The 25,275-nt window shown below is 72.6% G+C and carries 24 protein-coding genes; 15 read left to right on the top strand and 9 right to left on the bottom strand.

Annotated elements, in window-relative coordinates; genetic code table 11:
• Positions 1–166 precede the first annotated feature (166 nt).
• Positions 167–1,420, top strand: a complete 1,254-nt coding sequence (locus ABT095_RS07370) for an MFS transporter (protein WP_350528329.1) — start codon at positions 167–169, stop codon at positions 1,418–1,420.
• A gap of 86 nt (positions 1,421–1,506) precedes the next feature.
• Entirely contained in the window at positions 1,507–2,211 is a 705-nt protein-coding gene (locus tag ABT095_RS07365; protein WP_350528328.1) for a hypothetical protein, read from the top strand.
• Between the two features lie 223 nt (positions 2,212–2,434).
• Here ABT095_RS07365 and ABT095_RS07360 read toward each other — a convergent pair whose 3' ends face one another.
• From ABT095_RS07360 to ABT095_RS07345, 4 genes are all read right to left on the bottom strand, one after another.
• A complete protein-coding gene (locus tag ABT095_RS07360) occupies positions 2,435–3,550 on the bottom strand; it encodes a 3-dehydroquinate synthase family protein (RefSeq protein ID WP_350528327.1) in 1,116 nt (371 codons plus the stop codon).
• 335 nt (positions 3,551–3,885) lie between these two features.
• The gene (locus ABT095_RS07355; protein WP_350528326.1) at positions 3,886–4,278 is read right to left on the bottom strand and encodes a pirin family protein; all 393 of its coding nucleotides are present in this window, start codon (positions 4,276–4,278) and stop codon (positions 3,886–3,888) included.
• On the bottom strand, positions 4,275–4,973 hold the full coding sequence (locus ABT095_RS07350) for a cupin domain-containing protein (protein ID WP_350528325.1): 699 nt from the start codon (positions 4,971–4,973) through the stop codon (positions 4,275–4,277). The genes ABT095_RS07355 and ABT095_RS07350 overlap by 4 nt, the downstream gene beginning before the upstream one ends.
• Positions 4,958–6,127: a sedoheptulose 7-phosphate cyclase gene (locus ABT095_RS07345; protein WP_350528324.1), complete on the bottom strand. Its 1,170-nt coding sequence runs from the start codon at positions 6,125–6,127 to the stop codon at positions 4,958–4,960. The genes ABT095_RS07350 and ABT095_RS07345 overlap by 16 nt, the downstream gene beginning before the upstream one ends.
• A 173-nt stretch (positions 6,128–6,300) precedes the next feature.
• On the opposite strand from ABT095_RS07345, the gene ABT095_RS07340 reads away from it, so the two are divergent.
• From ABT095_RS07340 to fahA, 5 genes are all read left to right on the top strand, one after another.
• Entirely contained in the window at positions 6,301–7,587 is a 1,287-nt protein-coding gene (locus ABT095_RS07340; RefSeq protein WP_350528323.1) for a phosphoribosyltransferase family protein, read from the top strand.
• A gap of 193 nt (positions 7,588–7,780) precedes the next feature.
• On the top strand, positions 7,781–8,989 hold the full coding sequence (gene hppD / locus ABT095_RS07335; RefSeq protein ID WP_350528322.1) for a 4-hydroxyphenylpyruvate dioxygenase: 1,209 nt from the start codon (positions 7,781–7,783) through the stop codon (positions 8,987–8,989).
• A 44-nt stretch (positions 8,990–9,033) separates the two neighbouring features.
• Positions 9,034–10,239 (top strand): homogentisate 1,2-dioxygenase, encoded by a 1,206-nt coding sequence (locus ABT095_RS07330; protein WP_350528321.1) that lies wholly within the window; start codon positions 9,034–9,036, stop codon positions 10,237–10,239.
• Positions 10,236–11,027, top strand: a complete 792-nt coding sequence (locus ABT095_RS07325; protein ID WP_350528320.1) for a hypothetical protein — start codon at positions 10,236–10,238, stop codon at positions 11,025–11,027. The genes ABT095_RS07330 and ABT095_RS07325 overlap by 4 nt, the downstream gene beginning before the upstream one ends.
• Positions 11,024–12,238, top strand: coding sequence for a fumarylacetoacetase (fahA, locus tag ABT095_RS07320; protein WP_350528319.1), 1,215 nt, complete (start codon positions 11,024–11,026; stop codon positions 12,236–12,238). Before ABT095_RS07325 ends, fahA begins: the two co-directional genes overlap by 4 nt.
• Positions 12,239–12,307: 69 nt before the next feature.
• Here fahA and ABT095_RS07315 read toward each other — a convergent pair whose 3' ends face one another.
• Entirely contained in the window at positions 12,308–12,907 is a 600-nt protein-coding gene (locus ABT095_RS07315) for a hypothetical protein (protein ID WP_350528318.1), read from the bottom strand.
• A 310-nt stretch (positions 12,908–13,217) separates the two neighbouring features.
• Between ABT095_RS07315 and ABT095_RS07310 the strand changes: the two genes are divergently transcribed.
• From ABT095_RS07310 to ABT095_RS07300, 3 genes are all read left to right on the top strand, one after another.
• A complete protein-coding gene (locus ABT095_RS07310; protein WP_350528317.1) occupies positions 13,218–14,507 on the top strand; it encodes an extracellular solute-binding protein in 1,290 nt (429 codons plus the stop codon).
• Between the two features lie 79 nt (positions 14,508–14,586).
• Complete coding sequence (locus tag ABT095_RS07305) at positions 14,587–15,483, top strand: carbohydrate ABC transporter permease (RefSeq protein ID WP_350528316.1); 897 nt, start codon at positions 14,587–14,589, stop codon at positions 15,481–15,483.
• Positions 15,483–16,328 (top strand): carbohydrate ABC transporter permease, encoded by an 846-nt coding sequence (locus tag ABT095_RS07300; RefSeq protein ID WP_350528315.1) that lies wholly within the window; start codon positions 15,483–15,485, stop codon positions 16,326–16,328. Before ABT095_RS07305 ends, ABT095_RS07300 begins: the two co-directional genes overlap by 1 nt.
• On the opposite strand, the gene ABT095_RS07295 is transcribed toward ABT095_RS07300, so the two are convergent.
• Together ABT095_RS07295 and ABT095_RS07290 are read right to left on the bottom strand one after the other, a co-directional pair.
• Positions 16,321–16,836 (bottom strand): hypothetical protein, encoded by a 516-nt coding sequence (locus ABT095_RS07295; RefSeq protein ID WP_350528314.1) that lies wholly within the window; start codon positions 16,834–16,836, stop codon positions 16,321–16,323. The genes ABT095_RS07300 and ABT095_RS07295 overlap by 8 nt on opposite strands.
• A gap of 70 nt (positions 16,837–16,906) precedes the next feature.
• A complete protein-coding gene (locus ABT095_RS07290; RefSeq protein WP_350528313.1) occupies positions 16,907–17,926 on the bottom strand; it encodes an enoyl-CoA hydratase/isomerase family protein in 1,020 nt (339 codons plus the stop codon).
• A 106-nt stretch (positions 17,927–18,032) separates the two neighbouring features.
• Here ABT095_RS07290 and ABT095_RS07285 point away from each other — a divergent pair, with 106 nt between their 5' ends.
• Positions 18,033–18,587 (top strand): hypothetical protein, encoded by a 555-nt coding sequence (locus ABT095_RS07285; protein ID WP_350528312.1) that lies wholly within the window; start codon positions 18,033–18,035, stop codon positions 18,585–18,587.
• 43 nt (positions 18,588–18,630) lie between these two features.
• Here the strand turns inward: ABT095_RS07285 and ABT095_RS07280 are convergent, their stop codons facing one another.
• Positions 18,631–19,173 (bottom strand): hypothetical protein, encoded by a 543-nt coding sequence (locus ABT095_RS07280; RefSeq protein ID WP_350528311.1) that lies wholly within the window; start codon positions 19,171–19,173, stop codon positions 18,631–18,633.
• Between the two features lie 118 nt (positions 19,174–19,291).
• Between ABT095_RS07280 and ABT095_RS07275 the strand changes: the two genes are divergently transcribed.
• The 3 genes from ABT095_RS07275 (at position 19,292) to ABT095_RS07265 (ending at position 22,294) form a co-directional block, all read left to right on the top strand.
• On the top strand, positions 19,292–19,921 hold the full coding sequence (locus ABT095_RS07275) for an SMI1/KNR4 family protein (protein ID WP_350528310.1): 630 nt from the start codon (positions 19,292–19,294) through the stop codon (positions 19,919–19,921).
• 107 nt (positions 19,922–20,028) lie between these two features.
• Entirely contained in the window at positions 20,029–21,408 is a 1,380-nt protein-coding gene (locus tag ABT095_RS07270) for an aminotransferase class V-fold PLP-dependent enzyme (protein ID WP_350528309.1), read from the top strand.
• A 109-nt stretch (positions 21,409–21,517) separates the two neighbouring features.
• Positions 21,518–22,294 (top strand): enoyl-CoA hydratase, encoded by a 777-nt coding sequence (locus ABT095_RS07265; protein WP_350528308.1) that lies wholly within the window; start codon positions 21,518–21,520, stop codon positions 22,292–22,294.
• 166 nt (positions 22,295–22,460) lie between these two features.
• Here the strand turns inward: ABT095_RS07265 and ABT095_RS07260 are convergent, their stop codons facing one another.
• Positions 22,461–24,260: an NAD-binding protein gene (locus ABT095_RS07260; protein WP_350528307.1), complete on the bottom strand. Its 1,800-nt coding sequence runs from the start codon at positions 24,258–24,260 to the stop codon at positions 22,461–22,463.
• A 151-nt stretch (positions 24,261–24,411) separates the two neighbouring features.
• Here ABT095_RS07260 and ABT095_RS07255 point away from each other — a divergent pair, with 151 nt between their 5' ends.
• Positions 24,412–25,257: a glycoside hydrolase family 16 protein gene (locus tag ABT095_RS07255; RefSeq protein ID WP_350528504.1), complete on the top strand. Its 846-nt coding sequence runs from the start codon at positions 24,412–24,414 to the stop codon at positions 25,255–25,257.
• Positions 25,258–25,275 lie beyond the last annotated feature (18 nt).

Below are 25,275 nucleotides of genomic sequence, written 5' to 3'. Positions count from 1 at the left end.
CCCGGCCCCGGCCCGGCCCTGCCCGGACCCCGCCCAGGCCACCGGCCCCGAGCACCGTCGATCGGATCCGGTCACCCTCCGGTCGGCGGCGGCCAACTTCCGCCAACTGCCGGATTCCGCCCCGGTGATACTGGAATCCGGGCCGCCGGACGCGAAAACTCGTCCCGTGACGCACTCCGGGCTGCAGCAGCCCCCGCTCTTCGACCCCGCCGCCGTACCTGCCGGGCCGGCGATCTGGTCGCGCAACTTCCGCTACTACTTCACCGCGCGCAGCGCGGGGCTGCTCGGGCACACGATGCTGCCGGTGGCGGTCTCCGCCGGGCTGATCGCCTCGGGGCGCGGGCTCGGCAGCGTCGGCCTGGCGCTGGCCTGCCTGTCGGCCTCGTTCGCGGGCCTGGTGCTCCTCGGGGGTGTCCTGGCCGACCGGTTCACCGCCCGCCGGATGATGATCGGCGCGGACCTCACCAACCTGACCGCCCGCGCCCTGATGGCCGTCGTGTTCTTCCGGGGGGTCGGGCACCTGTGGCAGTTGTGCGCGCTGATGGCCGTGGCCGGCGGCGCGGCCGCGATGTTCCAGCCCGGCGCCGCCAGCACCGTCCCGCTGGTCGCCCGCGACGTGCAGGGGGCCAACGGCGTGCTGCGGACCTCCGAGGCGCTCACCGCTCTGCTCGGCCCGGCCCTGGCGGGTCTGCTGGTCGGCGCCGCCGCCACCGGCTGGGTGATGGTGATCGCCGCCGTCACCTACGGCATCAGCGCCTGCGGACTCGCCGCCCTGCGGCTCGGCCCCGTGCCCGCCCCGCCGCCCGGCGAGAGCCTCTGGCGGAGCCTGGTGGGCGGTTGGCACGAGTTCCGCTCCCGGCAGTGGCTCTGGGGCACCATCGTGGTCTGGATGTTCTACACCGTGCTCTCGACCGGGCCGCTGCTGCCGGTGGCCGCCGGGGTGCTCGTCCCGTTGTACGGATCCACCCTGTTCGGCCTGCTCAGCGGCGCCTTCGCGGTCGGCACGGTGTGCGGCGGACTGCTGGCGATCCGGGTCAAGCCGCTGCGGCCGCTGGCCGCCGGGGCACTCGCACTGCTGGCCTTCCCGCTGTACCCGCTCGGCATCGTGCTTGGCTGGCCCGTCCCGGCGCTGGCCGCCGCCCAGGTGCTGGTCGGCACCGGCGTGACGTTCTGGGGCGTGATGTGGGCGACCAGCGTGCAGACCCAGGTCCCCGGCGAGGTGCTCAACCGGATCCACTCGTACGACGTGGCCGGCTCGGTCTGCATGCTGCCGGTCGGCAGCGCGCTGGCCGGCCCTGCGGCGGCGGCCTTCGGCCCGGACGTCGTGCTCGCCGCCGGGGCGCTCGGCGCACTGCTGGTCTCCGGCGCGCTGCTGATGAGCACCCCGATCCGCGAGCTCCGCCGGGTGGAAGGCACCTGATTACGCCAACTGAACTTCCTGAAGCGTCAGTTGATGCTCTGTCAGGGCCCTGGTCCGGCTCCTAGGATTGACCGTACCGACCGGTCATGACTGGGGGCGGGATGGAGAGCAAGCAGCGAGTCGTCCGACGGAACGCCCTGCTGTCCCGGCTGCTGAACGCGGCGGCAGCGGCGATGCTTGCCCTGCTGGTCTACAGCGTCGTCCAGGACAACCTGTCGGACCAGCTCCAGCACAGCTGGCCGTGGCGGCTGAGGCTGCTGGACGTGCAGAGCGCGACCACCGCCGCGCTCGCCGTCCTGGGCGCCTGCCTGGCCCGCGCCCAGTACGCCCGGACCGTCCGGCCCGCACTCGGGCACTCCGGCCGGGCCGTGGACGGTGTCGCGCCGTTCGGCCAGCGCGCCTGGGCCTGTGTCCTGACCAACGCCGCGCAGGACGTCGCGGTGATCTCGGACATCGCCTTCCTGGTCACCTTCGTCCCGGCGGCTCCGGGAGAGCAGCCACCGGAGCCGAGCCCCTGGGGCACCGCCCTCCAGGCGATCGGGCGGATCACCGCCGAAGGCCTGGAGCTGCGCAAGGACTTCATGCTCACGGTCATGACGGCCGGGGTCCCGGTCCCGTCCCAGGGGATGCTGTTCCTGGGCTGGTTCACCGAGCGGGCCATGCGCGTGGTGGACGAGGTCTACATCCGCGTCCAGGTCGTCGACCGCGTCGGCGACACCCACGAGCGCATCATCGCCTGCCTCAAGGCCGCCGACCGCACCCCTGCCCACTCGGACCCGGAGCTCTCCTGAGCCCCAGGGTCTGTCCGGCCGATCACGTCGGATAGCGGGCGTCGCCCGGTGACGCGCGGGCGGCGCCGACGCGGGGGCACCTCCCGGCCGAAGGCTGGGGGCAAGTCCATGCGGAGCATCGGCGACCGAGGAGAAGCCGTCGAAGGGCCCCTCCTGCCCGATGCCGGGCAAGGAGGGCGCGTGCCCCGGCGGCGACCGCCCGGCGTGATCGGCCGGACAGACCCTAGCGCTCCGCCGGGGTGAGGGCGGTGGCGGTCCGGGAGGCCGGGACGGCGGTGGGGATCAGGGCCGCCAGGCCGACTCGCAGGGTGTCCGGGCCGATCCTGGTCAGCAGGGAGCCGTCGGCGGTGTGCGGGCGGCCGAGGCCGGCCAGCAGGAGCAGGCCGTCGTCCCCGCGGGCCGCCGCCGCGCGGCGGACGGCGGTGGCCACGGCGGCCGGGTCGGTACCCGGGGGCAGGCCGAGCGGGAGGCCGACGCGGCGCAGCAGGTCGCGGTGGGCGTGTTCGTCCTCGGCGGTCAGCAGGCCCAGGTGGGCGGAGATCCGGGCGGCGGCCAGCAGCCCGAGGCCCTCGGCCTCGCCGGAGGGCAGCCCGGTGACCTCCCGGATGCCCTGGCCGAGCACCTGCCCGTAGGCCAGCGCCCGGGCCGGGCCCAGCTCGAGCGGGTCGTACCCGGCCACCGCGGCCCGCGCGTCGGCGCAGAGCGCGACGAACGCGCCGAGCTCGGCCGGGCGGTACCCCGCCTCGGGCCGCAGCACCGCCGACACCCCCGACAGCCGCGCCGGGCAGACCGCCAGTACGTGGCGCACCACGGTGACCAGCCCGGCCCGCAGCTGGGCCACCGGCTCGGCGGCCAGGAGGTCGAGCTGGCCCCGCACCAGCGTCGGGGCGTGGTGCAGGCCCAGACCGCCGCCGGGCAGGTGCTGGACCGGCGAGAGCGCCGGGCCGCAGAGCGCCGCCAGCGTGGTCGGCACCCGGACCAGCCGCAGCCCGCCGAGCAGCAGCCCGGCGAGCACCCCCGCCGTACCGGCCAGGCCCTCGCCGCCGACGGCGAGCAGCACCGTCCGCCGGGTGAGCCCTTCGGCGGCGATCCGGTCCGCCAGCCGCTCCACCGTCTGCAGGGTCGCCGCCCCGGGCACCCGCAACCGCTGCCCGAGCGGCAGCCGCGCGGTGAGCCCCTCCGGCGGCACGCCGTCGGTCAGCACGACGCACCGGTCGGCCGCCAAGTCGGCCAGCTCCGTGGCCAGTTCGTCCCAGCCCCGCTCCCCCTCCCGTACCCGCAGCGGCACCTGGGCCGCGCCCGCCCACAACACCCGGTCGAGTCCGTACTCCTCAGCCATCTCCCGACCCTCCTCCACCGGAAATCACCCCCACACCGTCGGCCGCCCGGCGCCCCGGCCGCACGGGCGCACGGTCTCGACCTGGTCCCACCCCCGGCCCCGGCCCCAGGCCCCGGGCCGCTGCCGGCGGAGCAGGACCACCCCCGGGCACGCCGTCCCCCGACGGCAGGCGGGTTCGGCTGCGGTCACACAGCAGGGGCGACGGAGACGCCGGAGCGGGGGCGTGCCGTCGCACGGGGAGCAGTCCGCCTCCCGCGGTACTGCTCAGGACCCACCACTTCCAGTCTCCGCCGCCTGACGGGTCACCGCCAGCCGCAGCTCGGTGCGGCAGCAGCTCAGTGCGGCAGCAGATCCGGCCGCCGCGCGGGCAGTTGGCCGCTGAGCCGGGCGGGCAGGACGGCCAGGAAGAGCAGCTCCGCCCCCATCGGCCCGCCGTGCAGGTGCACCCCCGCGCCGTCCGGAGCGAGCAGCAAGTCCCCGCGGTCGAGGGTGCGTTGGGGGTGGTCGCCGCAGTCGATCAGGGCGACCGGGCCGCGCAGCACGTACCAGGCGGCCTCGGTGCCGCTGCGGCCGGAGAGGTCGTAGCAGGCGCCGGGGCTGAGGCGGACGTGCTCCACGGCCTCGCACTCGCTGTGCAGCATGCCGCGCCGGGCCAGGCACTTGGTCCGCACCCGCTGGGTGCCCGGGCCCAGGTGGACGGTGGCGTGGGCGATATCGGTGACGATCACTGGGACCACCTCGGTACGGCGAGCTCGGCGTGGACGTACTCCAGGCCGTCCAGACCGGCGGTGAACGCGGCGCCGGTGCCGAGCGGCAGGGTCAGGCCCCGGCCGGGCAGCAGCGGCACCCGGACGTCCCCGGTCGCGGCCCGGCCCGAGCCGGCGGTGACGAACAGGGTGTGCTCGACGCCGTCCGTGCGGAACACCGCGCGTTCGCGCGGGGCCAGCCGGACGTGCTCGATCCGGCGCAGCGGCCCGGTGAAGACCGCCGAGGGGTCGACCGGGCCGCCCCGCCGCAGGTCGGTCACCACGGCGTGCCGGACCACCGGGCCGTCGCCGGGCACGGGTTCGGCGGGCATCTCGATCACCAGCCAGTCCAGGTTCCCGGCCCCGGTGTTGCGCAGGCCGTGGGTGGTGCCGAGGCCGGTGAGCACGGCGTCCCCGGCCTCGACGGGGTGCGGGCGGCCGTCGAGGGTGATCTCGCCCTGCCCCCCGAGCAGCACGTACACCTCCTCGGTCCGGGTGTGCAGATGCTCCCCGCTGACCCCGCCGGGCGGCACGCTGGCCCACTCGACGGCCTCCCAGCCGCCGCCGAGCCCGGCCCGGCGGGCCAGGCAGGCCCACCGGGTCAGACCGCGGGTGCCGTGCACCCCGTGCACCTCGGCGGGCTGCCGGGTGTCCCCGACGATCACCGCGTGACGCATGACAGCTCCTTCAGCTCCTCGGCGGAGTCGGCCAGTTCACCGGCCGTGAGGTCGTCGGCGAAGCAGCCGTCGCCGATCCCGACCGGCAGCGGCAACCGCTGGCGGCCGTCCCGGTGGCGGACGGTGTCGGTGAGCGCGTCGCCGAGCGTGGCCGGCTCCATCAGCGGGTGCCAGACCGGCAGTTGCAGCCTCCGCATGAGGGCGAGCACCTCGTCCCGCTGCCCGGTTTCGACCAGTCCCCTCCGCTGGGCGAGCACCGTGGTCAGCGCCATGTCGAGGCAGACCGCCTCACCGTGCAGCAGTTCGGGCAGGGCCCGCATCTCCACGGTCGGGCTGAACGAGTGGCCGTAGTCCATCGACCGCTCCAACCGGTGCTCCCACAGGTTGGGTTGGAGCTCCTGAAGCATCCCGTGCACGGCCCGCACCAGCACCTCACCGGCAGGGGTCGGCCCCTGGAAGCGCTGGGCGATCAGCGCCTCGCCGTGCGTCGTCAGCAGCTCGAACAGGCGGCGGTCCTTGATCAGGGCGATCTTGAGGATCTCCGCCAGCCCGTTGCTCAGGTGGCGCGGGTCGAGGGTGGCCAGGAAGGCCGGGTCGAGCAGGGTCACGGCGGCCGGGTGGTAGGTGCCGAGCCGGTTCTTGTGCGGCCCGAAGTTGACCCCGGTCTTGGCCCCCACCCCGGCGTCCACCAACCCGATCAGCGTGGTCGGCACCCGGACGAACGGCGTCGAGCGGCGGTACAGGCTGCAGGCCAGACCGACCACGTCCATCAGCACGCCGCCGCCCATCGCGACCACCGGCTCACCCCGCCGGGCCAGCCCGAAAGCGTCCATGGCCTCAGCGACCCGGAACACCGAGTCCATCGTCTTCACCTGCTCGTGCGCGGGCAGCACACAGAGCTCGTACGGCAGCCCCCGGGCCTCGAAGTACCCCCGGATCCGGGCGCCGTACAGCTCGTGCACCCGCGCCTCGGCCACCACCAGCCGGCGGCCGGGGCCGGCCCCGGCCGTGGCCAGCGCCGGGTTGGCCGGGGAGAGCACCCCGGGAGTGAAGCTCACCTGGTACGACACCGGCAGCGCCGTCGCCACCGTCCAGGCGGTCACGGGCTCCCCGAGGGTGAACAGCCCGTGCGGTTCGTCTCGCTTGGCAGGCACGGAGGCCTCCTTCGCAGTGGCAGGACTTCTTGCCCACCACGCTCGCCATCCCGACGTCCCGGCCGCACGGGGGCACGGTCTCGACCTTGTCCCGCCTTGTCCCGCCTTGTCCCACGATGGTCCCGGAGCCGTACGGTGGAGTGGACGGGGGATCTCCCGGAGGGCTGTGCGCCATGGAGTACGCCGACCGCACCGAGGCGGGCCGCCGGCTCGCGGCCGCGCTGGTGCACCTGCGCGGAGCCGATCCGGTGGTGGTCGGGCTGCCCCGGGGCGGGGTGCCGGTGGCCGCCGAGGTGGCGCGGGCGCTGGGGGCGCCGCTGGACCTGTGCGTGATCCGCAAGCTCGGCTGCCCCGGGCAGCCGGAGCTGGCGATGGGGGCGATCGGCGAGGGCGGGGCGCGGGTGCTCAACGAGCACGTGCTGAGCGGCGCCGCCGTCACCGAGCGGCAGCTGGCCGAGGTCGAGCGCGCGGAGCGGGCCGAGCTGGCCCGCCGGGTCGAGCGCTACCGCCGCGGCCGCCCACCCGTCCCGCTGACCGGCCGCACCGTCGTGGTGGTGGACGACGGCCTGGCCACCGGCGCCACCGCCCGGGCCGCCTGCGAGCTCGTCCGCGCCCGCGGCGCCGCCCGGGTCGTGCTGGCCGTCCCGGTGGCCCCCGGCGACTGGCAGCGCACCATGGCCGCCGCCGCGGACGAGCTGGTCTGCCCGCTCACCCCGCACCGTTTCTGGGCCATCGGCCAGTTCTACCGCGACTTCGGGCAGACCACCGACGCCGAAGTCCTCGCCTGCCTGGACGCGGCCGCCGACGGCGCGGAAGGCGAGCCCGACCCGCCGCGCGCCCTTACCTTCGCCGAGGGCCTGGCCGCCGACCTGACCGTGCCGCACCACCCCCTCGGGCTGGTGGTCTTCGCGCACGGCAGCGGCAGCAGCCGCCTCAGCCCCCGTAACCGGGAGGTGGCCGCCACGCTGCGGCGGGCCGGGCTGGCCACCCTGCTGGCGGATCTGCTCAGCCCGGCCGAGGCGGCCGACCGGCGGAACCTCTTCGACGTCTCGCTGCTCGCGAGCCGCCTCGCGGCCGCCACCGAGCGTGGCCGGGAGCAGGTGGCGCCGCACCTGCCGGTCGGCTTCTTCGGCGCGAGCACCGGCGCCGCCGCCGCGCTGCGGGCCGCCGCCGAGCCCGACGCCGAGGTGGCGGCGATCGTCTCGCGGGGCGGCCGGCCGGACCTCGCCGGGCCCTGGCTGGACCGGGTCCGGGCGCCGACGCTGCTGGTCGTCGGCGGCGCCGACCACGCCGTCCTGGGCCTCAACCGGGAGGCCGCGGCCCGGCTGACCTGCCCGCACAGCCTCGCCGTCGTCCCGGGCGCGACCCACCTCTTCGAGGAGCCGGGAGCGCTGGAGGCGGTCACCGTGCTCGCCGCCGACTGGTTCGAGCGGTATCTGGACGATCTTCCGGAGCCATGAAGCAGTTCGCACACGCCAGGGAGAATCACTGCGCAATCTGACCAGTGCTAGCAGGCACCTTCTGCTCAGCTTGTACACATTGAGTAGTCCAGAGGCCAGCTGTTGCCCAACCCGCCCGACTGGAGCAAGCTCAGCGCACTGACGCGGCAGCCCACCCCACCCGCCGCGCAGCCTCACCGTGGAGGAACCACCGATGACCACCAACGCCGTCGAACTGACCCCCGAGGAGCTCGAAGCCGGCCTCGACGCGGAGCAGCTGCGCCGCCTGGTGGGCCTGGTCGAGCACGACCCCGCCGGTGACCCGTTCCCCGTGATCGCCCAGGACGCGATCGTCTTCGTGGTCGGCAACGCGACCCAGACCTCGCACTTCTACCAGTCCGTCTTCGGCATGGAGCTGGTCGCCTACTCCGGCCCCGAGACCGGCCGCCGTGACCGCAAGGCGTTCGTGCTGCGCTCCGGCTCCTGCCGCTTCGTCATCAAGGGCGGCGTCACCAACGACAGCCCGATCCTCGACCACCACCGCCGCCACGGCGACGGCGTCGTCGACCTGGCCCTCGAGGTGCCGGACGTGGACAAGTGCATCGAGCACGCCCGCGCCCAGGGTGCCCGCATCCTCGAGGAGCCGAACGACGTCTCGGACGAGAACGGCACCGTGCGCCGCGCCGCGATCGGCACCTACGGCGAGACCCGCCACACCCTGATCGACCGCTCGCGCTACCACGGCCCGTACCTGCCGGGTTACGTCGTCGCCGAGACCAAGGTGCAGCGCCCCGAGGGTGCGCCCAAGCGCCTGTTCCAGGCCCTGGACCACGCGGTCGGCAACGTCGAGCTCGGCAAGATGGACGAGTGGGTCTCGTTCTACAACCGCGTCATGGGCTTCGTGAACATGGCCGAGTTCGTCGGCGACGACATCGCCACCGACTACTCCGCGCTGATGAGCAAGGTGGTCGCCAGCGGCAACCACCGGGTGAAGTTCCCGCTCAACGAGCCGGCCATCGCCAAGAAGAAGTCGCAGATCGACGAGTACCTGGAGTTCTACGGCGGCCCCGGCTGCCAGCACATGGCGCTCGCCACCAACGACATCCTCACCACGGTCGACATCCTGCGCGCCCGCGGCGTGGAGTTCCTCAACACCCCGGACTCGTACTACGACGACCCGGAGCTGCGCAAGCGCATCGGCGAGGTGCGGGTACCGGTCGAGGAGCTGAAGAAGCGCGCGATCCTGGTCGACCGCGACGAGGACGGCTACCTGCTGCAGATCTTCACCAAGCCCCAGGGCGACCGGCCGACGGTGTTCTTCGAGTTCATCGAGCGGCATGGTTCACTCGGTTTCGGCAAGGGCAACTTCAAGGCGCTGTTCGAGTCGCTGGAGCGCGAGCAGGACAAGCGCGGCAACCTCTGACGACCCCTTAGTACGATGCCCGCCACACCGAGGAGAGGGTGACCATGGCGTACTACCGGCAGCTTGGCAGCATCCCGCCCAAGCGCCACACCCAGCACCGCACCCCCGAAGGCGGGCTGTACTACGAGGAGTTGATGGGCGAGGAGGGGTTCTCCTCGGACTCCTCCCTGCTCTACCACCGCGGCATCCCGTCCTCCGTGGTCGACGCGCAGGTCTGGGAGCTGCCGGAGCAGGCGACCACGCCGAACCTGCCGCTGCTGCCCCGGCACCTCAAGCTGCACGAGCTCTTCCCCGCGCAGGAGTGGAAGGCCGTCGACGCCGTCACCGGCCGGCGCCTGATCCTGGGCAACGGGGACGTGCGGATCAGCTACGTGGCCGCCGGGGCCCCGAGCGAGCTCTACCGCAACGGGCTCGGCGACGAGTGCGTGTACGTCGAGTCCGGTGACGCCGTGCTCGAGACGGTCTTCGGCACGCTGACCGTCGGCCAGGGTGACTACGTGATCATCCCGCGGGCCACCACGCACCGCTGGGTGCCCACGGGCGACGCCCCGCTGCGGGCCTACTGCATCGAGGCCAACAGCCACATCACCCCGGCCCGCCGCTACCTCTCCAAGTACGGCCAGCTCCTCGAGCACGCGCCGTTCTGCGAGCGCGACCTGCGCGGCCCCGAGGGCCCGCTGCTGGTCGAGGGCGAGGACGTGGACGTGCTGGTCAAGCACCGCGGCTCCGGCCCCGGCGGCGTGGTCGGCACCCGCTACACCGTGCCGCACCACCCGTTCGACGTGGTCGGCTGGGACGGCTGCCTGTACCCGTACGCCTTCAACATCAGCGACTACGAGCCGATCACCGGCCGGATCCACCAGCCGCCGCCGGCCCACCAGGTCTTCGAGGGCAACAACTTCGTGATCTGCAACTTCGTGCCGCGCAAGGTGGACTACCACCCGCTCTCCATCCCCGTGCCGTACTACCACGCGAACGTGGACAGCGACGAGGTGATGTTCTACTGCGGCGGCAACTACGAGGCGCGCAAGGGCTCCGGCATCGCCCAGGGCTCGATCTCGCTGCACCCGGGCGGCCACACCCACGGCCCGCAGCCAGGGGCGTACGAGCGCTCGATCGGCGCGGAGTTCTTCGACGAGCTGGCCGTCATGGTCGACACCTTCCGGCCGCTGGAGCTCGGTGAGGGCGCCACGGCGTCCGAGGACTCCAACTACGCCTGGACGTGGTCGGGTCGGGGGCCCAAGAAGTGATCCCTCTCTTCGACGCACTCTTCGACGACGCGGCGGTCTTCCCCCCGGGGGACCTGCCGCTGCCGCAGGCCGTGCCTGCCCACCAGGCCCACCGCTCCGCCTGGTACGCCGAGTTGGTCGGCCCGTTCCTGTGCGGGGCGAACAAGCTCGGTGAGCTGGCCGAGCTCGCGCAGCCCGGTATGCCGGTCACCCTGGTGCTGCCGGGCGGACCCGACCAGCTCGCCCCGGCGCTCGCCGCCACCGCCGGGCTCACCGTAGTGGGCGTGGAGCTCGCCGCCGGGGCCAAGGCGGGCGTCGCGGCGCTCGACCAGCTGCCCGCGGGGGTCACCGGCGCGGTCGAACTCGCCCGTGGCGAGAGCCTGTTCGCCGAGCTGGACGTACTGGCCGGGACGCCGTACCGGGCCAAGTTCCGCACCGGGGGCCTGGCCGCCGAGGCCTTCCCGAGCGAGGCCGAGCTGGCCGCCTTCGTGCGCGGCTGCGCCGAGCGCGGCATCGCCTACAAGTGCACGGCCGGGCTGCACAACGCCGTCCGGCACACCGACTCGCGCACCGGATTCGAGCACCACGGCTTCCTCAACGTGCTGCTGGCCGCCGCCGACCCGGCGCGGGCCGAGGAGGCGCTCGCAGAGCGCTCGGGCCAGGCTCTGGCCGCCGCCGCACTGGAGCTGACGGCTGGTCAGATCGCCGTCGCCCGTGCTTCGTTCACCGCCTTCGGCACCTGTAGCATCGCCGAACCGCTCGACGACCTGGCCGCCCTCGGCCTGCTTCCGCACCAGGAGAACCCGTGACCGCCAGCTGGATCGCCTCCGCGCAGGACTCGCCCTACGGCCTGCACAACCTGCCGTACGGCGTCTTCACCGCGCCCGACCAGCCCGGCCGGCGCCGGATCGGCATCGCCGTCGGTGACTTCGTGCTCGACGCCGGGGCGGCCGCCCGGGCGATCGACGAGCCCTCGGAGCTGCTGGAGGCGGACACCCTCAACCCGTTCCTGGCCGCCGGCCGCCGCACCTGGGAGATCACCCGCGCCGCGGTGACCACCTGGCTGAGCGACGAGTCGTACCGGGAGGCGATGAGCCCCTGCCTGGTGCCCCGCGCCGAGGTCGAGCTGCACCTGCCGTTCGAGGTCGCCGACTACGTCGACTTCTACGCCTCCGAGCACCACGCAAGCAACCTGGGCCGGATCTTCCGCCCCGGCACCGACCCGCTCACCCCCAACTGGAAGCACCTGCCGATCGGCTACCACGGCCGGGCCGGCACGGTCGTCGTCTCCGGCACCCCGGTGGTGCGCCCGCACGGCCAGCGCAAGGCGCCCACCGACGCCGTGCCCTCCTTCGGGCCCACCCGCCGCCTGGACATCGAGGCCGAGGTCGGCTTCGTGGTCGGCGCGGGCACCGAGCTCGGCACCTCCGTGCCACTGGAGTCCTTCCGGGAGCACGTCTTCGGCGTGCTGCTGCTCAACGACTGGTCGGCCCGGGACATCCAGGCCTGGGAGTACGTGCCGCTCGGCCCCTTCCTCGGCAAGTCCTTCGCCACCTCGGTCTCCCCGTGGGTCGTCCCGCTGGAGGCACTGGAGTCGGCCCGGGTCACCCCGCCGACCCGCGACGTCGAGCCGCTGCCCTACCTGGACGACCGCGAGGGTGAGCCCTGGGGCCTGGACATCGCGCTCGAGGTCAGCCTCAACGGCCACGTCATCTCCCGGCCCCCGTTCGCGGGCATGTACTGGACCGCCGCCCAGCAGCTGGCCCACATGACCGTCAACGGCGCCTCGCTGCGCCCCGGCGACCTGTTCGCCTCCGGCACGATCAGCGGCGAGGCCGTCGACACCCGCGGCGCCCTGATCGAGCTCACCTGGAACGGCGAGAACCCGGTCAAGCTCCCCGACGGCACCACCCGCACCTTCCTCGAGAACGGCGACGAGATCACCATCACCGCCACCGCCCCGGGCCCGAACGGCACGGTCATCGGCTTCGGCGAGGTCACCGGCCGCATCGTCCCGTAACCCGCTCGCCGCTGAGGGGCCGTACTCCTGGCAGGAGTACGGCCCCTCAGCTGTCCTGCGGCGCCCGCGTCACCCGGCCGCACCGGCCGGGCAGACCGGCGCCGGGCCCGCGTTCTCGCGGGTGCGGTAGAGCGGGGCGTAGGAGATCAGCAGCAGCACGGCACCGAGCGGGATCAAGTCCTTGTCCACGAACGGGATCAGGTTGTCGACCACGATCAGCACGGGCGCCCACGGCCGCACCACGCGGCGCCTGGCGAGCTGGACGACCAGGATCGTCTGGCCGACGAAGAACAGCATCGGGACGGCGGAGTAGAAGACGGGCATCACCCCGGGCATCCCCTGGATGCTGCTGTACATCGTGTCCATCGCATCCCGGTCCGCGCACAGGAAGCCGACCACCAGGTCGATGACGAACTGCCCGACCACGGCACCCGCGCCGACCGTGGCGGTCCAGAACGCCACGGTGGACAGCCGGCCCGACCCCGCCTCCGTGCGCATCGCGGCGAAGGCCCGCACGAAGCAGACCAGCGCGCCGATGAAGCACAGGTGGCCGGCCGACCAGGTGAAGCCCGGCTGACGGACGCCGTCGAGGCCGTTGATGATGCGGAACACGCCGTAGGCGGCGGTCAGGACGGGAGCGGCGACGAAGGCCGTGCGGGAGTTGATCACGACGATCAAGGTAGTGACGCCCACCCCCGAGCGCATCAGGTTTCTCCCCCGAGCAGCCCCCGAACAGCCCCTGAGCGGCCCCCGAGCCGACCCCGAGAGCACCGAAATTGGTACGTACCAAAGGTCGCTATGGGCGGCATGCCCGATTTGGGATTGCACGGGATGCAACGAACCACGTCAACTGGATAACTGGTGTAGACCTGTCATCCGCGCAGGTGCAGTCTGGGTGCCGTCCCCGGGAGAGCGGCGCTCGCCCCGGCCCAACTGCCGAAACATCGCGCACCTTTGACGCCAAGGGCGGTATCCCAGCATGAACAAGAAGCTCCTCAACCTCTCGGCGCTCTGTGCCGTCGGTGTCCTCGCCCTGACCGCCTGCAGCAGCAGCGGCAGCGGCAGTGGCGACAGCAAGGACTCCGGCAAGGCGAGCGGCCCGGTGACCCTCAAGTTCGTCGCCGCCGACTACGGCGACTCCGCCGCCAACTCCTCGACGGCGTACTGGGGTGACGTGGTCAAGGGCTTCAACGCCACCAACCCGGACATCAAGATCGATCTGCAGGTCGTCAACTGGAACGACATCGACAAGCAGGTCAAGACGATGATCCAGAGCGGCAACATGCCGGACATCCTGCAGACCGGCGGCTACGCCGACAAGGTGACCGACAAGCTGCTCTATCCGGCCGCCGACGTGCTCTCCCCCGCCACCCAGGCGAACTTCATCGACACCTTCGCCAAGGCCGGCCAGGTCGGCGGCACCCAGTACGGCATCCCGTTCGTCTCCTCGGCCCGCGCCTTCTTCTACAACAAGGCGATCTTCGCCCAGGCCGGCATCACTTCGGCCCCGAAGACCTGGGACGACCTGAAGGCCGACGCCGCCGCCATCAAGGCCAAGGTGCCGGGCGTGACCCCGTACGCGCTGCCGCTCGGCCCGGAGGAGGCCCAGGGCGAGTCCCTGATGTGGGAGCTCGGCAACGGCGGCGGCTACCAGGACGCCTCGGGCAAGTACACCCTCAACTCCCAGGCGGACATCGACACCTTCAGCTGGCTGAAGGCCAACCTGGTGGACCCGGGCCTGACCTACGCCAACCCGGCCACCACCGACCGCAAGACCGCCTTCGCGGACTTCGGCGCCGGCAAGACCGCGATGCTCAACGGCCACCCCTCGCTGATCCAGAAGGCCAAGGACGGCAAGGTCGACTACGCCGCCACCGCCATCCCCGGCAAGACCGGGCCGCTCAAGTCCACCCTGGGCGTGGCCGACTGGATGATGGCCTTCAACAAGAACGGCCACAAGGACCAGATCAAGAAGTTCCTCGACTACGCGTACAACACCCAGAACACGCTCAAGTTCGACGAGCTCTACAACCTCATGCCGGTCACCAAGGACACCCTGGCCACCATGAGCGGCGACGCCAAGCACGCCGACCTGAAGCCCTTCTTCGACCTGCTGCCGACCGCCACCTTCTACCCGCTCGGCGACACCAGCTGGGACAACGTCTCGGCCGAGATCAAGAAGAGCGGTGGCACCGCCGTCTCGGGCGACCCGGCCAAGGTCCTCGGCGACCTGCAGAAGAGGGCCGAAGCCGCGGCCGCCGACAAGTAGCCGCCCCCGTGCGGGAGGTGATCTCCCCCACCTCCCGCACCTTCTTCGTACTCCCTGCACTCCCTAGGAAGGCACGACCTTGTCGCTGAAAACCGGAGGGCGAGGGCGCTCCGGCCTCGCCCGGCTCGGCCCGCTCCCCTGGATCGCCCCCGCGGTGGTCCTGATCCTCTTCGTGGTGCTCTGGCCCGTCTACGAGATGGTGCACACCTCGTTCCTGCGGATCAGCACCAGCGGGTTCGTCCGTGGCTCGGCCGGGTTCGACAAGTACACCAAACTCTTCGACGAGCCCGACTTCTACCAGGTGCTCGGCTGGACGGTGGTCTGGACGACCGCCGTCGTGGCGCTCACCATGGTGCTCTCGCTCGCCCTGGCGCAGCTGTTCAACCAGAACTTCCCCGGCCGCCGGCTGACCCGCTGGGCGCTGATCGCCCCCTGGGCCGCCTCGGTGCTGATGACCTCCATCGGCTTCAAGTGGATGCTCGACCGCACGGCGGGCGTGCTCAACACCGTGATGGTCGACCTCGGCCTGATCGACGCCCCCAAGGACTGGCTGGGCGACCCGTCCACGGCCAAGCCCTGGATGGTCCTGATCGCTGTCTTCGTCTCCCTGCCCTTCACCACCTACACCCTGCTGGCCGGCCTGCAGACCGTGCCCGCCGAGGTGTACGAGGCGGCGAAGGTGGACGGCACCTCCACCTGGCAGACCTACCGGCTGATCACCCTCCCACTGCTGCGGCCCGCCCTGTTGGTCGGCCTGGTGATCAACCTGATCAACGTCTTCAACTCCTTCCCCGTCATCTGGGGCACCACCCAGGGCGGGCCGGACAGCGCCACCGCCACCACCACCGTCTTCGCCTTCCAGCTGATGAACACCGACATCGGCGAGTCCGCCGCGATGTCGGTGGTCAACTTCGGGCTGATCGTGGTCATGGTGCTGGCCTTCCTCAAGGTCAGCCGCTGGAACGAGGAGAGCTGATGGCCACCACCACGTACGTCCTGAAGCCGCGGCTGCGCCCGCGCACGGTGGTCGTCATGGCCGTCGCCTGGCTGCTCGCCGCACTCTTCCTGCTGCCCTACGTCGAGATGATCGTCACCGCACTGCGCCCGGCCGACGAGCTGCGCGACGCGACCTACCTGCCCCGGCACTTCGCCTGGTCGAACCTGGTCAACGTCTGGTCCGACTCGACCCTCGGCACCAACCTGCGGGTCACCCTGCTGGTCGCGGGCGGCTCCACGCTGCTGGTGCTGCTGGTGGCGCTGCCCGCCGCGTACTACACGGCGCGGATGAAGTTCCGGGGGCGGCAGGCCTTCCTGCTGCTGGTGCTGGTCACCCAGATGTTCCAGCCGACCTCGCTGCTGGTCGGGCTCTACCGCGAGTTCTACCAGTTCCACATGCTCAACTCGGTGTGGACGCTGATCATCTGCAACGCGGCCTTCAACCTGGCCTTCGCGATCTGGATCCTGACCGCCTACATCTCCTCCATCCCGAACGAGCTGGAGGAGGCCGCACAGATCGACGGGCTCGGCCGCCTCGGCGCGCTGCGGCGGGTGACCATCCCGCTCGCCATGCCGGGCATCGTCACCGCCGTGATCTTCACCTTCATCTCGGCCTGGAACGAGTTCGTGATGGGTCTGCGGCTGACCACCGTGCCCAGCAGCCAGCCGCTGACGGTGGGGATCAACAACTTCATCGGCAACTACACCGTGCAGTGGAACTACCTGTTCGCCGGCTCGGTGGTGGCCATTCTCCCGGTGGTCGTGCTCTTCGCCTTCATCGAGCGCCAGGTGGTCTCCGGCCTGACGGCCGGCTCGGTCAAGTAGCCCGCCCACGCGGCTCGGTGACCATCACCAGGTCTCGGGCCAGGGGTTCGACCACCGCCCGGCCGCTGACGAACACCTCCTCCTCGGCGAGCACCAGCCTGACCGCGAAGTACCCCTCGAAGCCGATCCGCCACCCCGCGACCTCGCTCCCGTCCACCCGGAGCGAGGTCGTGGTCGTCTCCAACTCCCTGACGAAGTCCCAGCTGTCGAGCCACTCGGGGATCGACAGGTGCTCCGGCGGGGGCTCGGCGTTCATCGCGAGGTTCTGCAGCTCACTGGCGAGGTCGACGCCCTCGTAGCCCCGGAAGGTGGTCACCACCAGGTGCGCGGGTGCCGCGTGCAGCGCGTAGCTGACGCCGCAGACCTCGGCTCCGCCGTCGGAACCGCCGGAGAAGCCCCACTCCTCCGGAAGCTCGGCGAGCATCGCGAACCGGTGGCCGAAGACTGCGAGTTGCTCGGTCTCCGGCGGGACGTGCGGGTGCGGCTCACCCGGTCGTAGGTAGAACAACGGCTCCCCCTGGGCTCGTTGGCTGACCTGACCATGGTGCCGCACCCAACGGCCCGCCGTCAGCCGGGTGTTACAGCCTCAGGTCGCCACCCGCCGGCTCGGCGAAGAAGGCGGCCACGTCCGCCGCCGTCACCTCGGCGAGCGTGGCGGGGCGCCACTGCGGGTTGCGGTCCTTGTCGATCACCTGGGCGCGGATGCCCTCAGGGAGATCGGGGTGGGTGAGGGCGTGGGCGGAGATGCGGTACTCCTGGGCCAGGGTCTCGGCCAGGTCGGCGTGGCCCCGGGCCAGCCGCAGGGCGGCCAATGTGACCTTGAGCGCGGTCGGCGAGTGGGCCACGATCAGCTCGGCGGCCTCCTTGGCCTCCGGCAGGCCGGCGCCGTGCAGCCGGTCGAGGATCTCCTCGACCGAGTCGGCGGCGTAGCAGGCGTCGATCCACTCCGCCTGGGCGGCGAGCGGGGAGCCGGGCGCCTCGGCGGTGCACTCCGGCAGCGCGGCCACCGGATCCGCCTGCGCGAGCAGCTCGGGCAGGGCTTCGGAGGGCACGAAGTGGTCGGCGAACCCGCAGTGCAGCGCGTCGCCCGCCGTCATCGCGGCGGCCGTCAGCGCCAGGTGGGTGCCGAGCTCGCCGGGCGCGCGGGAGAGCAGCCGGCTGCCGCCGACGTCCGGTGTCAGTCCGATCCGGGTCTCGGGCATCGCGACGGCCGACCGCTCCGTGACCACCCTGAGGTTCGCGTGCGCGGAGAGGCCGACCCCGCCGCCCATGGTGATCCCGTCCATCACGGCCAGGTACGGCTTCGGGTACCGCGAGATCAGGTGGTTCAGCCGGTACTCGTCCCGGAAGAACCCCCGCGCCTGCTCACCCCCGGCCCTCGCACTGTCGTGCAACGCCCGGATGTCCGCCCCCGCGCAGAGCCCCCGCTCCCCCGCCCCGCTCAGCACCACCGAGCGCACGGAATCGTCCGCTGCCCAGGCGGTGAGCGTCTCGTGGATCTCCAGGATCATCCCGTACGTCAGCGAGTTGAGCGCCTTCGGCCGGTCGAGCCGGATCCGTCCGACGCCCTGCTCCACGGTCAGCTGTACGTCGGTCATCCGCTTGCTCCGCTTCCCCTTGCCGGTCTGTCTGATCTCCGGACACCGTACTCGGCCGAATGCGAGGATCCTCGACGGGCCCACGAACCGAACCAGGGGGACAACCGTGTTCCGCACACCACCAGGCACACCACTCCCGCACTTCCCGACCGCCGCCGAACAGATCGCCCGCTTCGGCCGGCCGATCGCGATGCTGCCCGAGCCGCCGAGCGGCTGGAAGCTGCTGTTCGGCACCCAGGGGGAGGGCACCCACACCTACCGCCTGGACATCACGTACGCGGCGGACCGGACCCACCACCTCCAGGTGTCCTCCGTCCGGCCCCAGCCCAGGATCCTCACCCGGTTCGGGTCACTGCTGGAGAACTTCGTCGTGAATGCCGAGCACCGGCCGCGCGAGACCGACCACCGCGCCTGGCACGACAGCTGGCGTTTCATCCGCGACCTGGAGCCCACCGAGACCTCCCTCCTCGTCGACGGGGTCGAACTCCTCGCCCGCCGGATCTCCTTCGAGGGCTACTTCGGCCTGAAGGTGATGCTCGACGGCCTCCAAGTGTTCGTCTGCGGCCGCTCCGCCGCCGAGCCGCTGGGCACCGCCCTGGTCACGGGCACCGAACCGCGCGGGCACGTCTTCCGCCCCCGCGTCCTCGGCGGCACGGACTGACCGCTTCGGCCGGCCCGGCCACTTGCGGGAGCAGCGCACCACGTCAGCCTCGGCGCCACCGACCGGAGCCCGTCGCTAAGGCGCGGCCGCGCCGCGGGCGCGGATCGCGGTCCGGCGGCCGGCGGCCGTCCCCCCAGCCCTCGGGCAACGGCTCCTCCCACCAGGGGGCCTTCTCCCAGAGCTCCATGGCGAGCGGTTCGGCATCCGGGAAGCACCGCCGGATCTCACCGAGCACCCATGGGTCGGCGGTCAGCAGCTCCCAGGACGTACTGTCGAACTCCCGCAGCACCAGCACCCGTTCGGCTCCCCGGTAGCCCACGAAGTCCCCGTCGACCGCCTGCAGAGCGGCCGGCAGCAGGGCCAGCAGCTCCAATGTCCCGACCCCGGTCTCGGCCCGCTTCTCGATCTCGGCGAGCCGCTCCCAACCATCGTCGCAACTCACCCGCCAGGTGAGCCCGAGCCCGAAGCTCCCCAGCCGGACCAGCAGTTCGTTCACCGTGACGTACCGCCGCCCGGGCATCCCGCCGGGCGGCGCCTCATCCTCCCGCCAGGCGTCGAACCTCAGCGACTCCACATCCGTGTCCATCCAGGGACCGTACTCAGCCCGCCCCCGCGACCGCCTCCGGTTTTTCCCGACCGACCACAATGGTGGGACCAGCCCGGGGCAGCCCCCGGGCGCCCGGTCTCGAAGAGGAGAAGAAGGCATGACGCAGAGCGCCCTCGACCAGTTGCTCGGCCGCGCCCGCGGCCCGATGGGCCCGGCCGTCGAGCTGGACTTCGGGGTCGCGAGCGGGCCGCTGGCGGAGCTCGGTCAGGTCATCACCCGGCTGAACGGCTTCTTCGTGTTCAACGCCGGCGTCCAGGTGTTCCGGGTCGGCGAGGAGGGCCTGGGGCCGGACCTGCTCTCCTGGAACACCGACGAGGTCTGGAAGTCCACCTACGACGGCCTGGCCGACGACGTGTTCTGCTTCGGGCAGGACCTGTTCGGCACCCAGTTCGGCATCGTGGGCGGCGAGGAGGTCGTCAGCTTCAACCCGGAGACGGCGGACCTGGTCCCGCTCGGCACGAGCCTCGAGGAGTGGGCGGCCTGGCTGCTGGCGGACCCGGACGTCAACGGCGTCAACTCCTTCGCCTACGCCTACCAGCGGGAGAACGGCCCCCTGGAGCCGCACGAGCGGCTCGTCCCGCTCCAGTTCTTCGTCATGGGCGGCGCCTACGAGTTCGACAACCTGGTGGTCAAGGACTCCGCGGTCGGCATGTGCATCCGCGGCCCGATCGCCCAGCAGGTGGCCCACCTCCCGGACGGCGCGGAGATCCGCCTCCGCACCGAGTGACCCGGACGGCCGAGCGCGCGTGACCGGTGGGGCGGGTGGGACGATGGGAGCCATCCGCAGGTACGGCCCCGGACGGCCGCCCTTCGGGGCGGGGCAGGGAGCAGGCCATGACTGCCGCAGCAACCGGACAGCTCGCAGGCCTGCGTGCCGAGGAGTTCCCGTACCTGGATGCCGCCGGGCAGGCGTACCTCGACTACACCGGGGCGGCGCTGCCGCCGCTCTCGCTCGTCCGGGGCAGCGCCGAGCGGCTGGCCAGGGGTGTGTACGGCAACCCGCACTCGGCGAGCCCCGCCTCGCTGGCCTCCACCGAGCTGGTCGCCGAGGCCCGCCGGGCCGTCCTCGCCTTCTGCCGCGCCCCGGCGGAGCAGTACGCGGTGGTCTTCACCCCCAATGCCACCGGCGCGATCCGGCTGGTCGCCGAGGCCTTCCCGTTCGCCCCCGGCCGGGGGCTGGCGCTGCTCCGCGACAACCACAACTCCGTCCTCGGGCTGCGGTGCTACGCGACCGCCGCCGGAGCCCCGGTGCGGGTGCTGCCGCTCGGGGCCGAGCACCGCGCGGACGCGGCCGCCGTGGCGGCGGCGCTCGCGGCCGGTCCGCCGGGGCTGTTCGCCTACCCCGGGCAGTCCAACGCGACCGGGGTGCGGCACCCGCTGAGCTGGGTCGCCGAGGCTCGGCGCCAGGGCTGGCGGGTGCTGCTCGACGCCGCCGCGATGCTGCCCACCGCCGGCCTCGACCTGGGCGCCGTCCCGGCCGACTTCGTGGCGCTCTCCTGGTACAAGATCACCGGCTTCCCGAGCGGGGTCGGCTGCCTGCTGGCCCGGCACGAGGCACTGGCCGAGCTGCACCGCCCCTGGTTCTCCGGCGGCACCGTGCAGGCCACCGCCGCCGACCCCGCCTGGTACCTGCTCTCCCCGCCGCCGGACGGCTTCGAGGACGGCTCCCTCGCCTTCCTCGCCCTGCCGGACGTGATCGCGGCCGCCGGCTGGCACGGGCGGATCGGCTACCCCGCCCTGGCCGCCCACACCGGTGCCCTGACCCGGCGCCTGATCGACGGCCTGACCGCCCTGCGCCACCCCGGCGGCGAGCCGGCCGCCCGGGTGCTCGGCCCCACCGGCCCGGCCGACCGCGGCCCGACCGTCGCCTTCCACCTGCTGCGCCCCGACGGCACCCCGCTGGACGAACGGCTCGCCCAGGCCGCCACCGCGGCCGCCGGGATCAGCGTCCGGACGGGCTGCTTCTGCAACCCCGGCGTGACCGAACAGGACAACGGGCTCACCCCCGACCGGGTGGCGCACGCCCTGCGCGCGGGCGACCCCGCCTCCACCGACGCGTACCTGCGGCAGCTGGGCGGCCGGGTCCAGGGCTCGGTCCGGGCCTCGACGGGGGCGGCGACCGTCGAGGCCGACGTCGACCGGCTGCTCACCGTCTGCGCGGAGCTCGCCGCCCGGGCGCCCGCGGACCCGGCGGAGCCCCGGCACGGGTGCTGACGGGGTGTGGAGGTGACCTCCGTCTCGCGGGGTGAGACTGGCGCTGGGGGTGGTCGGTCGTAGATCGTAGGCGGTGTCAGTCTGTGAACCCGCAGGGATGGAGCTGTTGATGGCTGAGTACGGGACGATCCTGGTCGAGCGCAAGGGGCGGGTCGGGGTGATCACGCTCAACCGGCCGGAGGCGCTGAACGCACTCAACAACCAGCTGATGAACGAGGTGGTCGACGCCGCGACCACCTTCGACCGTGACCCCGAGATCGGCGCCATGATCATCACCGGCTCGGCGAAGGCCTTCGCCGCCGGGGCGGACATCAAGGAGATGCAGACCAACACCTTCCCCGAGGTCTACCTCGACGACTGGCTGGGCCCCTGGGACACCCTGGGCCGGCTCCGCAAGCCGGTCGTGGCGGCGGTGGCGGGTTACGCGCTGGGCGGCGGCTGCGAGCTGGCCATGCTCTGTGACGTGCTGCTCGCGGCCGACACCGCGAAGTTCGGGCAGCCCGAGATCAAGCTCGGCGTCATCCCCGGCATCGGCGGCTCGCAGCGGCTCACCCGGGCCGTGGGCAAGGCCAAGGCGATGGAGCTGTGCCTCACCGGCCGCATGATGGGTGCCGAGGAGGCCGAGCGGGCCGGCCTGGTCTCCCGGATCGTCCCCGCCGACGAGCTGATGGCCGAGGCCCTCAAGGTGGCCGAGACCATCGCCGCGATGTCCACCCCGGCCGCCGTCGCCATGAAGGAGAGCGTCAACCGCGCCTTCGAGACCACCCTCGCCGAGGGCGTCCGCTTCGAGCGCCGCCTCTTCCACGCCGCCTTCGCCACGGCGGACCAGAAGGAGGGCATGGCCGCCTTCGCCGAGAAGCGCCCCCCGAAGTTCGAGAACCGCTGAGAGCAACCCCTCAGGGGCGCGGGGAACGGCGCGGCCAGCCATGCACCTCGCCGTACCGGCACACAGTGAGCCAGTTGCACTGTCCAGGGGCGCGAGGAACTGCGCGAAGCGGTAGGCCGCAGGCCGTGCACGGCCGCTCGCGCCGTTCCCTGCCCCACTGGGGGGGTTACCCCGCTTCGGCCATCGGCTCCGCCGGGCTGCTCAGGCGGGCCAGGCCACCGCGGGTGGCGGCCACCACGACGTGGTCGCCCGGGGCGAGGCGGCGGGAGCGGTCGGCCGGGTTCCACTGGTAGTCGTCGGGGCGGCGGGCCAGGCGGACGGCTATCACCCGCACGCCGCCGCCCTGCTCGATCTCGTGCAGGTTGAGCCCGAGCAGCCCCGACCCCTCGTCGGCCGCCAGCTCGGCGATCAGCAGGACGTGCCGGTACACCGACAGGGTGCCCAGGACCTCCCGCCCCATCAGCGCCGCCGCGAAGGCGGGCGCCGAGAGGTAGGAGACCGACCGCGAGGCGACGTTCCCGAGCGTCGCGTACACGTGCTGGGCGAAGTCGTCGTCGAACAGCCGGACCACGATGCGTACTTCGCCCCGCAGCGCCCGCGCCTCCAGCGCCGCCTCCAGATTGGTCGCGTCGTCGGCCGTGACGGCCACCAACGCGCGGCAGTGCTGCACCCGGGCCCGCCGCAGCTGGCTCTCCAGCGGGGCGTCGCCGACCAGCACCGGCACCCCGAGCGCCCGGACGGCGGCGATGCCGCGCGCCTGCGGGTCCTTCTCGACGCAGACCACCGGCACCCCGGCCTCCCGGACCAGGGTGGCGACCCGGGTGCCGACATTGCCGAGGCCGACCACCACCACGTGGTCGCGGGTGCCCGCACCCGGCGCCTTGGGCAGGCCGCGCCGGCCGGTGGCGAGGGTGTCCACCACGATGGCGGTGAAGACCGGCATGAAGGTGATCCCGCAGAAGGTGATCACCACCTGGGCGACCCGCTGCAGCACGGCCGAGGCCGAGGAGTCCCCGGGCGTGTCGGGCTGAGCGGCACCGGCCATGTCGAGCAGGGTGAGGTAGACCGCCCAGCCGAACCGGCCGTCGAAGTACCACATCACCCCGGCCGAGACCAGCACCGCGACCAGCGCGGTGATCAGCAGCAGCCGCAGCCGGGCGCTGGTGAAGAACCGCAGCGTGTCGAGCAGGCCCCAACTCAGCCTGCGCCACCAGGCGATGGCCACCGGCGGCTCGCTGCCGAAGGTCTGCAGCGCCGCGATGCCACCGGGCCCGGGCAGCTCGGCGAGCTCGGCCGGGTGGCCGAGCTCGACCGGCCCGTCCGAGGCCGTCCGGCGCGCCAGCGCGATGAACTCGGCGGCCCGGCCCGCCGTTTCGGGCAGCAGGCGGAGCTTCCCTATGTCCTGCCGGTCGATCTGGTCGGCCACCACGCAGATCTGGCTGGACTGGATGTCGTCGTCATAGGCGACGTAGAGGTAACGGTCGCCCACCCGCACCGTGTTGGGGCGGCTGAGGGCGCCGTTGGCGAAGGCGGGCGCGGCGGTGGCCGAGCCGGAGAGGGCGGCACAGTTCGGCAGCAGATTGCCGATGTGCTCGCCGAGCCGCTGGTTGTACATCCGCAGCACGATCCGGATGCCGGGGTTGTGCCCCTGCGCGGTGAGCGCGGCGTGGATGTTGCTCTGGTCGGCGCCGTCCACCAGGGCGATGCCGCGCGCGGTCTCCACCCCGCAGGCGCGCAGCGCCTCGGCGCTGAGGCCGGCGAACTCCAGGACGGCCGTCACGCCCTCGATGGCCGCTATCTGCGGCGCGTGATCACGCGTCAGTTCCGGGACCAGGACGACCACGGGAACTTCGTACTGCTCGACCAGTTCGCGGACGAGCCGATGGGCCAGTGCGTTGCCGCCACAGACGATGTAATGGTTGCTGTACGGCTCGACCGGCAGGGCCCCCCACCCTTCATGCGTCATACCTTCGGAGTCTAACTGAGCCGATCGGTCGTACGGGTGACGACCGGATGACTGAATCATCGTCAATCGTCCACAGCCGAGGCCCTACCCGGAGATAGCTTCTCGTACACGAACACCGTCGTCCCCCGTACGGAGGAGCAACGCCGTGCTCATGACCCGCCGCCGGTACGGCGCCCTACTGGGGGCGCTCGGGCTGGCCTGGGCGCTCCTGGTCGGCGCCCACGCCCCGGCCCGCGCCGAACAGGCCCCCCGGGCCGCCGGCCGGACGCTCGTCTGGTCGGATGAGTTCAACGGCGCGACCGGCGCCGCGCCGGACCCGAAGCGCTGGCGCCACGTGCTCGACGGCCAGGGGCACGGCAACAACGAGCTGGAGTACTACACGGCCGACCCCGCCAACGCGGCGCTGGACGGCGCCGGGCACCTGCAGATCACCGCCCGGCCGGCCGACCCGGCGGCCGGACTCACCTGCTGGTACGGGCCCTGTCAGTACACCTCGGCCCGGCTGGACACCGACGGGCTGTTCTCCGCCGCCGCGCCCGGCCGCTTCGAGGCCCGGATGAAGCTGCCCTGCGGCACCGGCCTGTGGCCCGCCTTCTGGGCTCTCGGCACCCGCACCGACCAGATCGGCTGGCCGGACGGCGGGGAGATCGACGTCATGGAGAACCTCGGCAACGAGACCGGCACCGTCCACTCGGCGCTGCACGGCCCCGGCGGCTTCCAGGACGTCAGCGCGTACTCCCTGCCGGGGAGCAGACAGTTCTGCGACGACTACCACGTCTTCGCCGTCGACCGCCAGGTCGACCGGCTGTCCTTCTCGGTGGACGGCAAGGTGCGCCACACCGTCCTGCAGAGCCAGGCGGGTTGGCGCTGGGTCTTCGACGAACCGTTCTTCCTGGTGCTGAACCTGGCCGTCGGCGGCGACTGGCCCGGGCCGCCGGACGACACCACCGTCTTCCCCGCCGTGCTGAGCGTGGACTACGTGCGGGCCTACCGCTGACCGGGAGCTCCCCCGGTC

The sequence above is a fragment of the Kitasatospora sp. NPDC002227 genome, from assembly GCF_040296285.1.
Taxonomy (GTDB): domain Bacteria; phylum Actinomycetota; class Actinomycetes; order Streptomycetales; family Streptomycetaceae; genus Kitasatospora.
Note: the sequence above shows the minus strand (reverse complement) of the source record. Positions and strands in the feature narration are given on the sequence as shown.

What these genes read in the sequence shown, in the direction of transcription:
- hppD (WP_350528322.1), top strand. Translation starts at nt 7,781, where the DNA reads ATGACCACCAACGCCGTCGAACTGACCCCCGAGGAGCTCGAAGCCGGC.
- ABT095_RS07300 (WP_350528315.1), top strand. Translation starts at nt 15,483, where the DNA reads ATGGCCACCACCACGTACGTCCTGAAGCCGCGGCTGCGCCCGCGCACG.
- ABT095_RS07365 (WP_350528328.1), top strand. Translation starts at nt 1,507, where the DNA reads ATGACTGGGGGCGGGATGGAGAGCAAGCAGCGAGTCGTCCGACGGAAC.
- ABT095_RS07290 (WP_350528313.1), bottom strand. Translation starts at nt 17,926, where the DNA reads ATGACCGACGTACAGCTGACCGTGGAGCAGGGCGTCGGACGGATCCGG.
- ABT095_RS07360 (WP_350528327.1), bottom strand. Translation starts at nt 3,550, where the DNA reads ATGGCTGAGGAGTACGGACTCGACCGGGTGTTGTGGGCGGGCGCGGCC.
- ABT095_RS07260 (WP_350528307.1), bottom strand. Translation starts at nt 24,260, where the DNA reads ATGACGCATGAAGGGTGGGGGGCCCTGCCGGTCGAGCCGTACAGCAAC.
- ABT095_RS07350 (WP_350528325.1), bottom strand. Translation starts at nt 4,973, where the DNA reads ATGCGTCACGCGGTGATCGTCGGGGACACCCGGCAGCCCGCCGAGGTG.
- ABT095_RS07340 (WP_350528323.1), top strand. Translation starts at nt 6,301, where the DNA reads ATGGAGTACGCCGACCGCACCGAGGCGGGCCGCCGGCTCGCGGCCGCG.
- ABT095_RS07310 (WP_350528317.1), top strand. Translation starts at nt 13,218, where the DNA reads ATGAACAAGAAGCTCCTCAACCTCTCGGCGCTCTGTGCCGTCGGTGTC.
- ABT095_RS07255 (WP_350528504.1), top strand. Translation starts at nt 24,412, where the DNA reads ATGACCCGCCGCCGGTACGGCGCCCTACTGGGGGCGCTCGGGCTGGCC.
- ABT095_RS07265 (WP_350528308.1), top strand. Translation starts at nt 21,518, where the DNA reads ATGGCTGAGTACGGGACGATCCTGGTCGAGCGCAAGGGGCGGGTCGGG.
- ABT095_RS07275 (WP_350528310.1), top strand. Translation starts at nt 19,292, where the DNA reads ATGACGCAGAGCGCCCTCGACCAGTTGCTCGGCCGCGCCCGCGGCCCG.
- ABT095_RS07280 (WP_350528311.1), bottom strand. Translation starts at nt 19,173, where the DNA reads ATGGACACGGATGTGGAGTCGCTGAGGTTCGACGCCTGGCGGGAGGAT.
- ABT095_RS07270 (WP_350528309.1), top strand. Translation starts at nt 20,029, where the DNA reads ATGACTGCCGCAGCAACCGGACAGCTCGCAGGCCTGCGTGCCGAGGAG.
- ABT095_RS07330 (WP_350528321.1), top strand. Translation starts at nt 9,034, where the DNA reads ATGGCGTACTACCGGCAGCTTGGCAGCATCCCGCCCAAGCGCCACACC.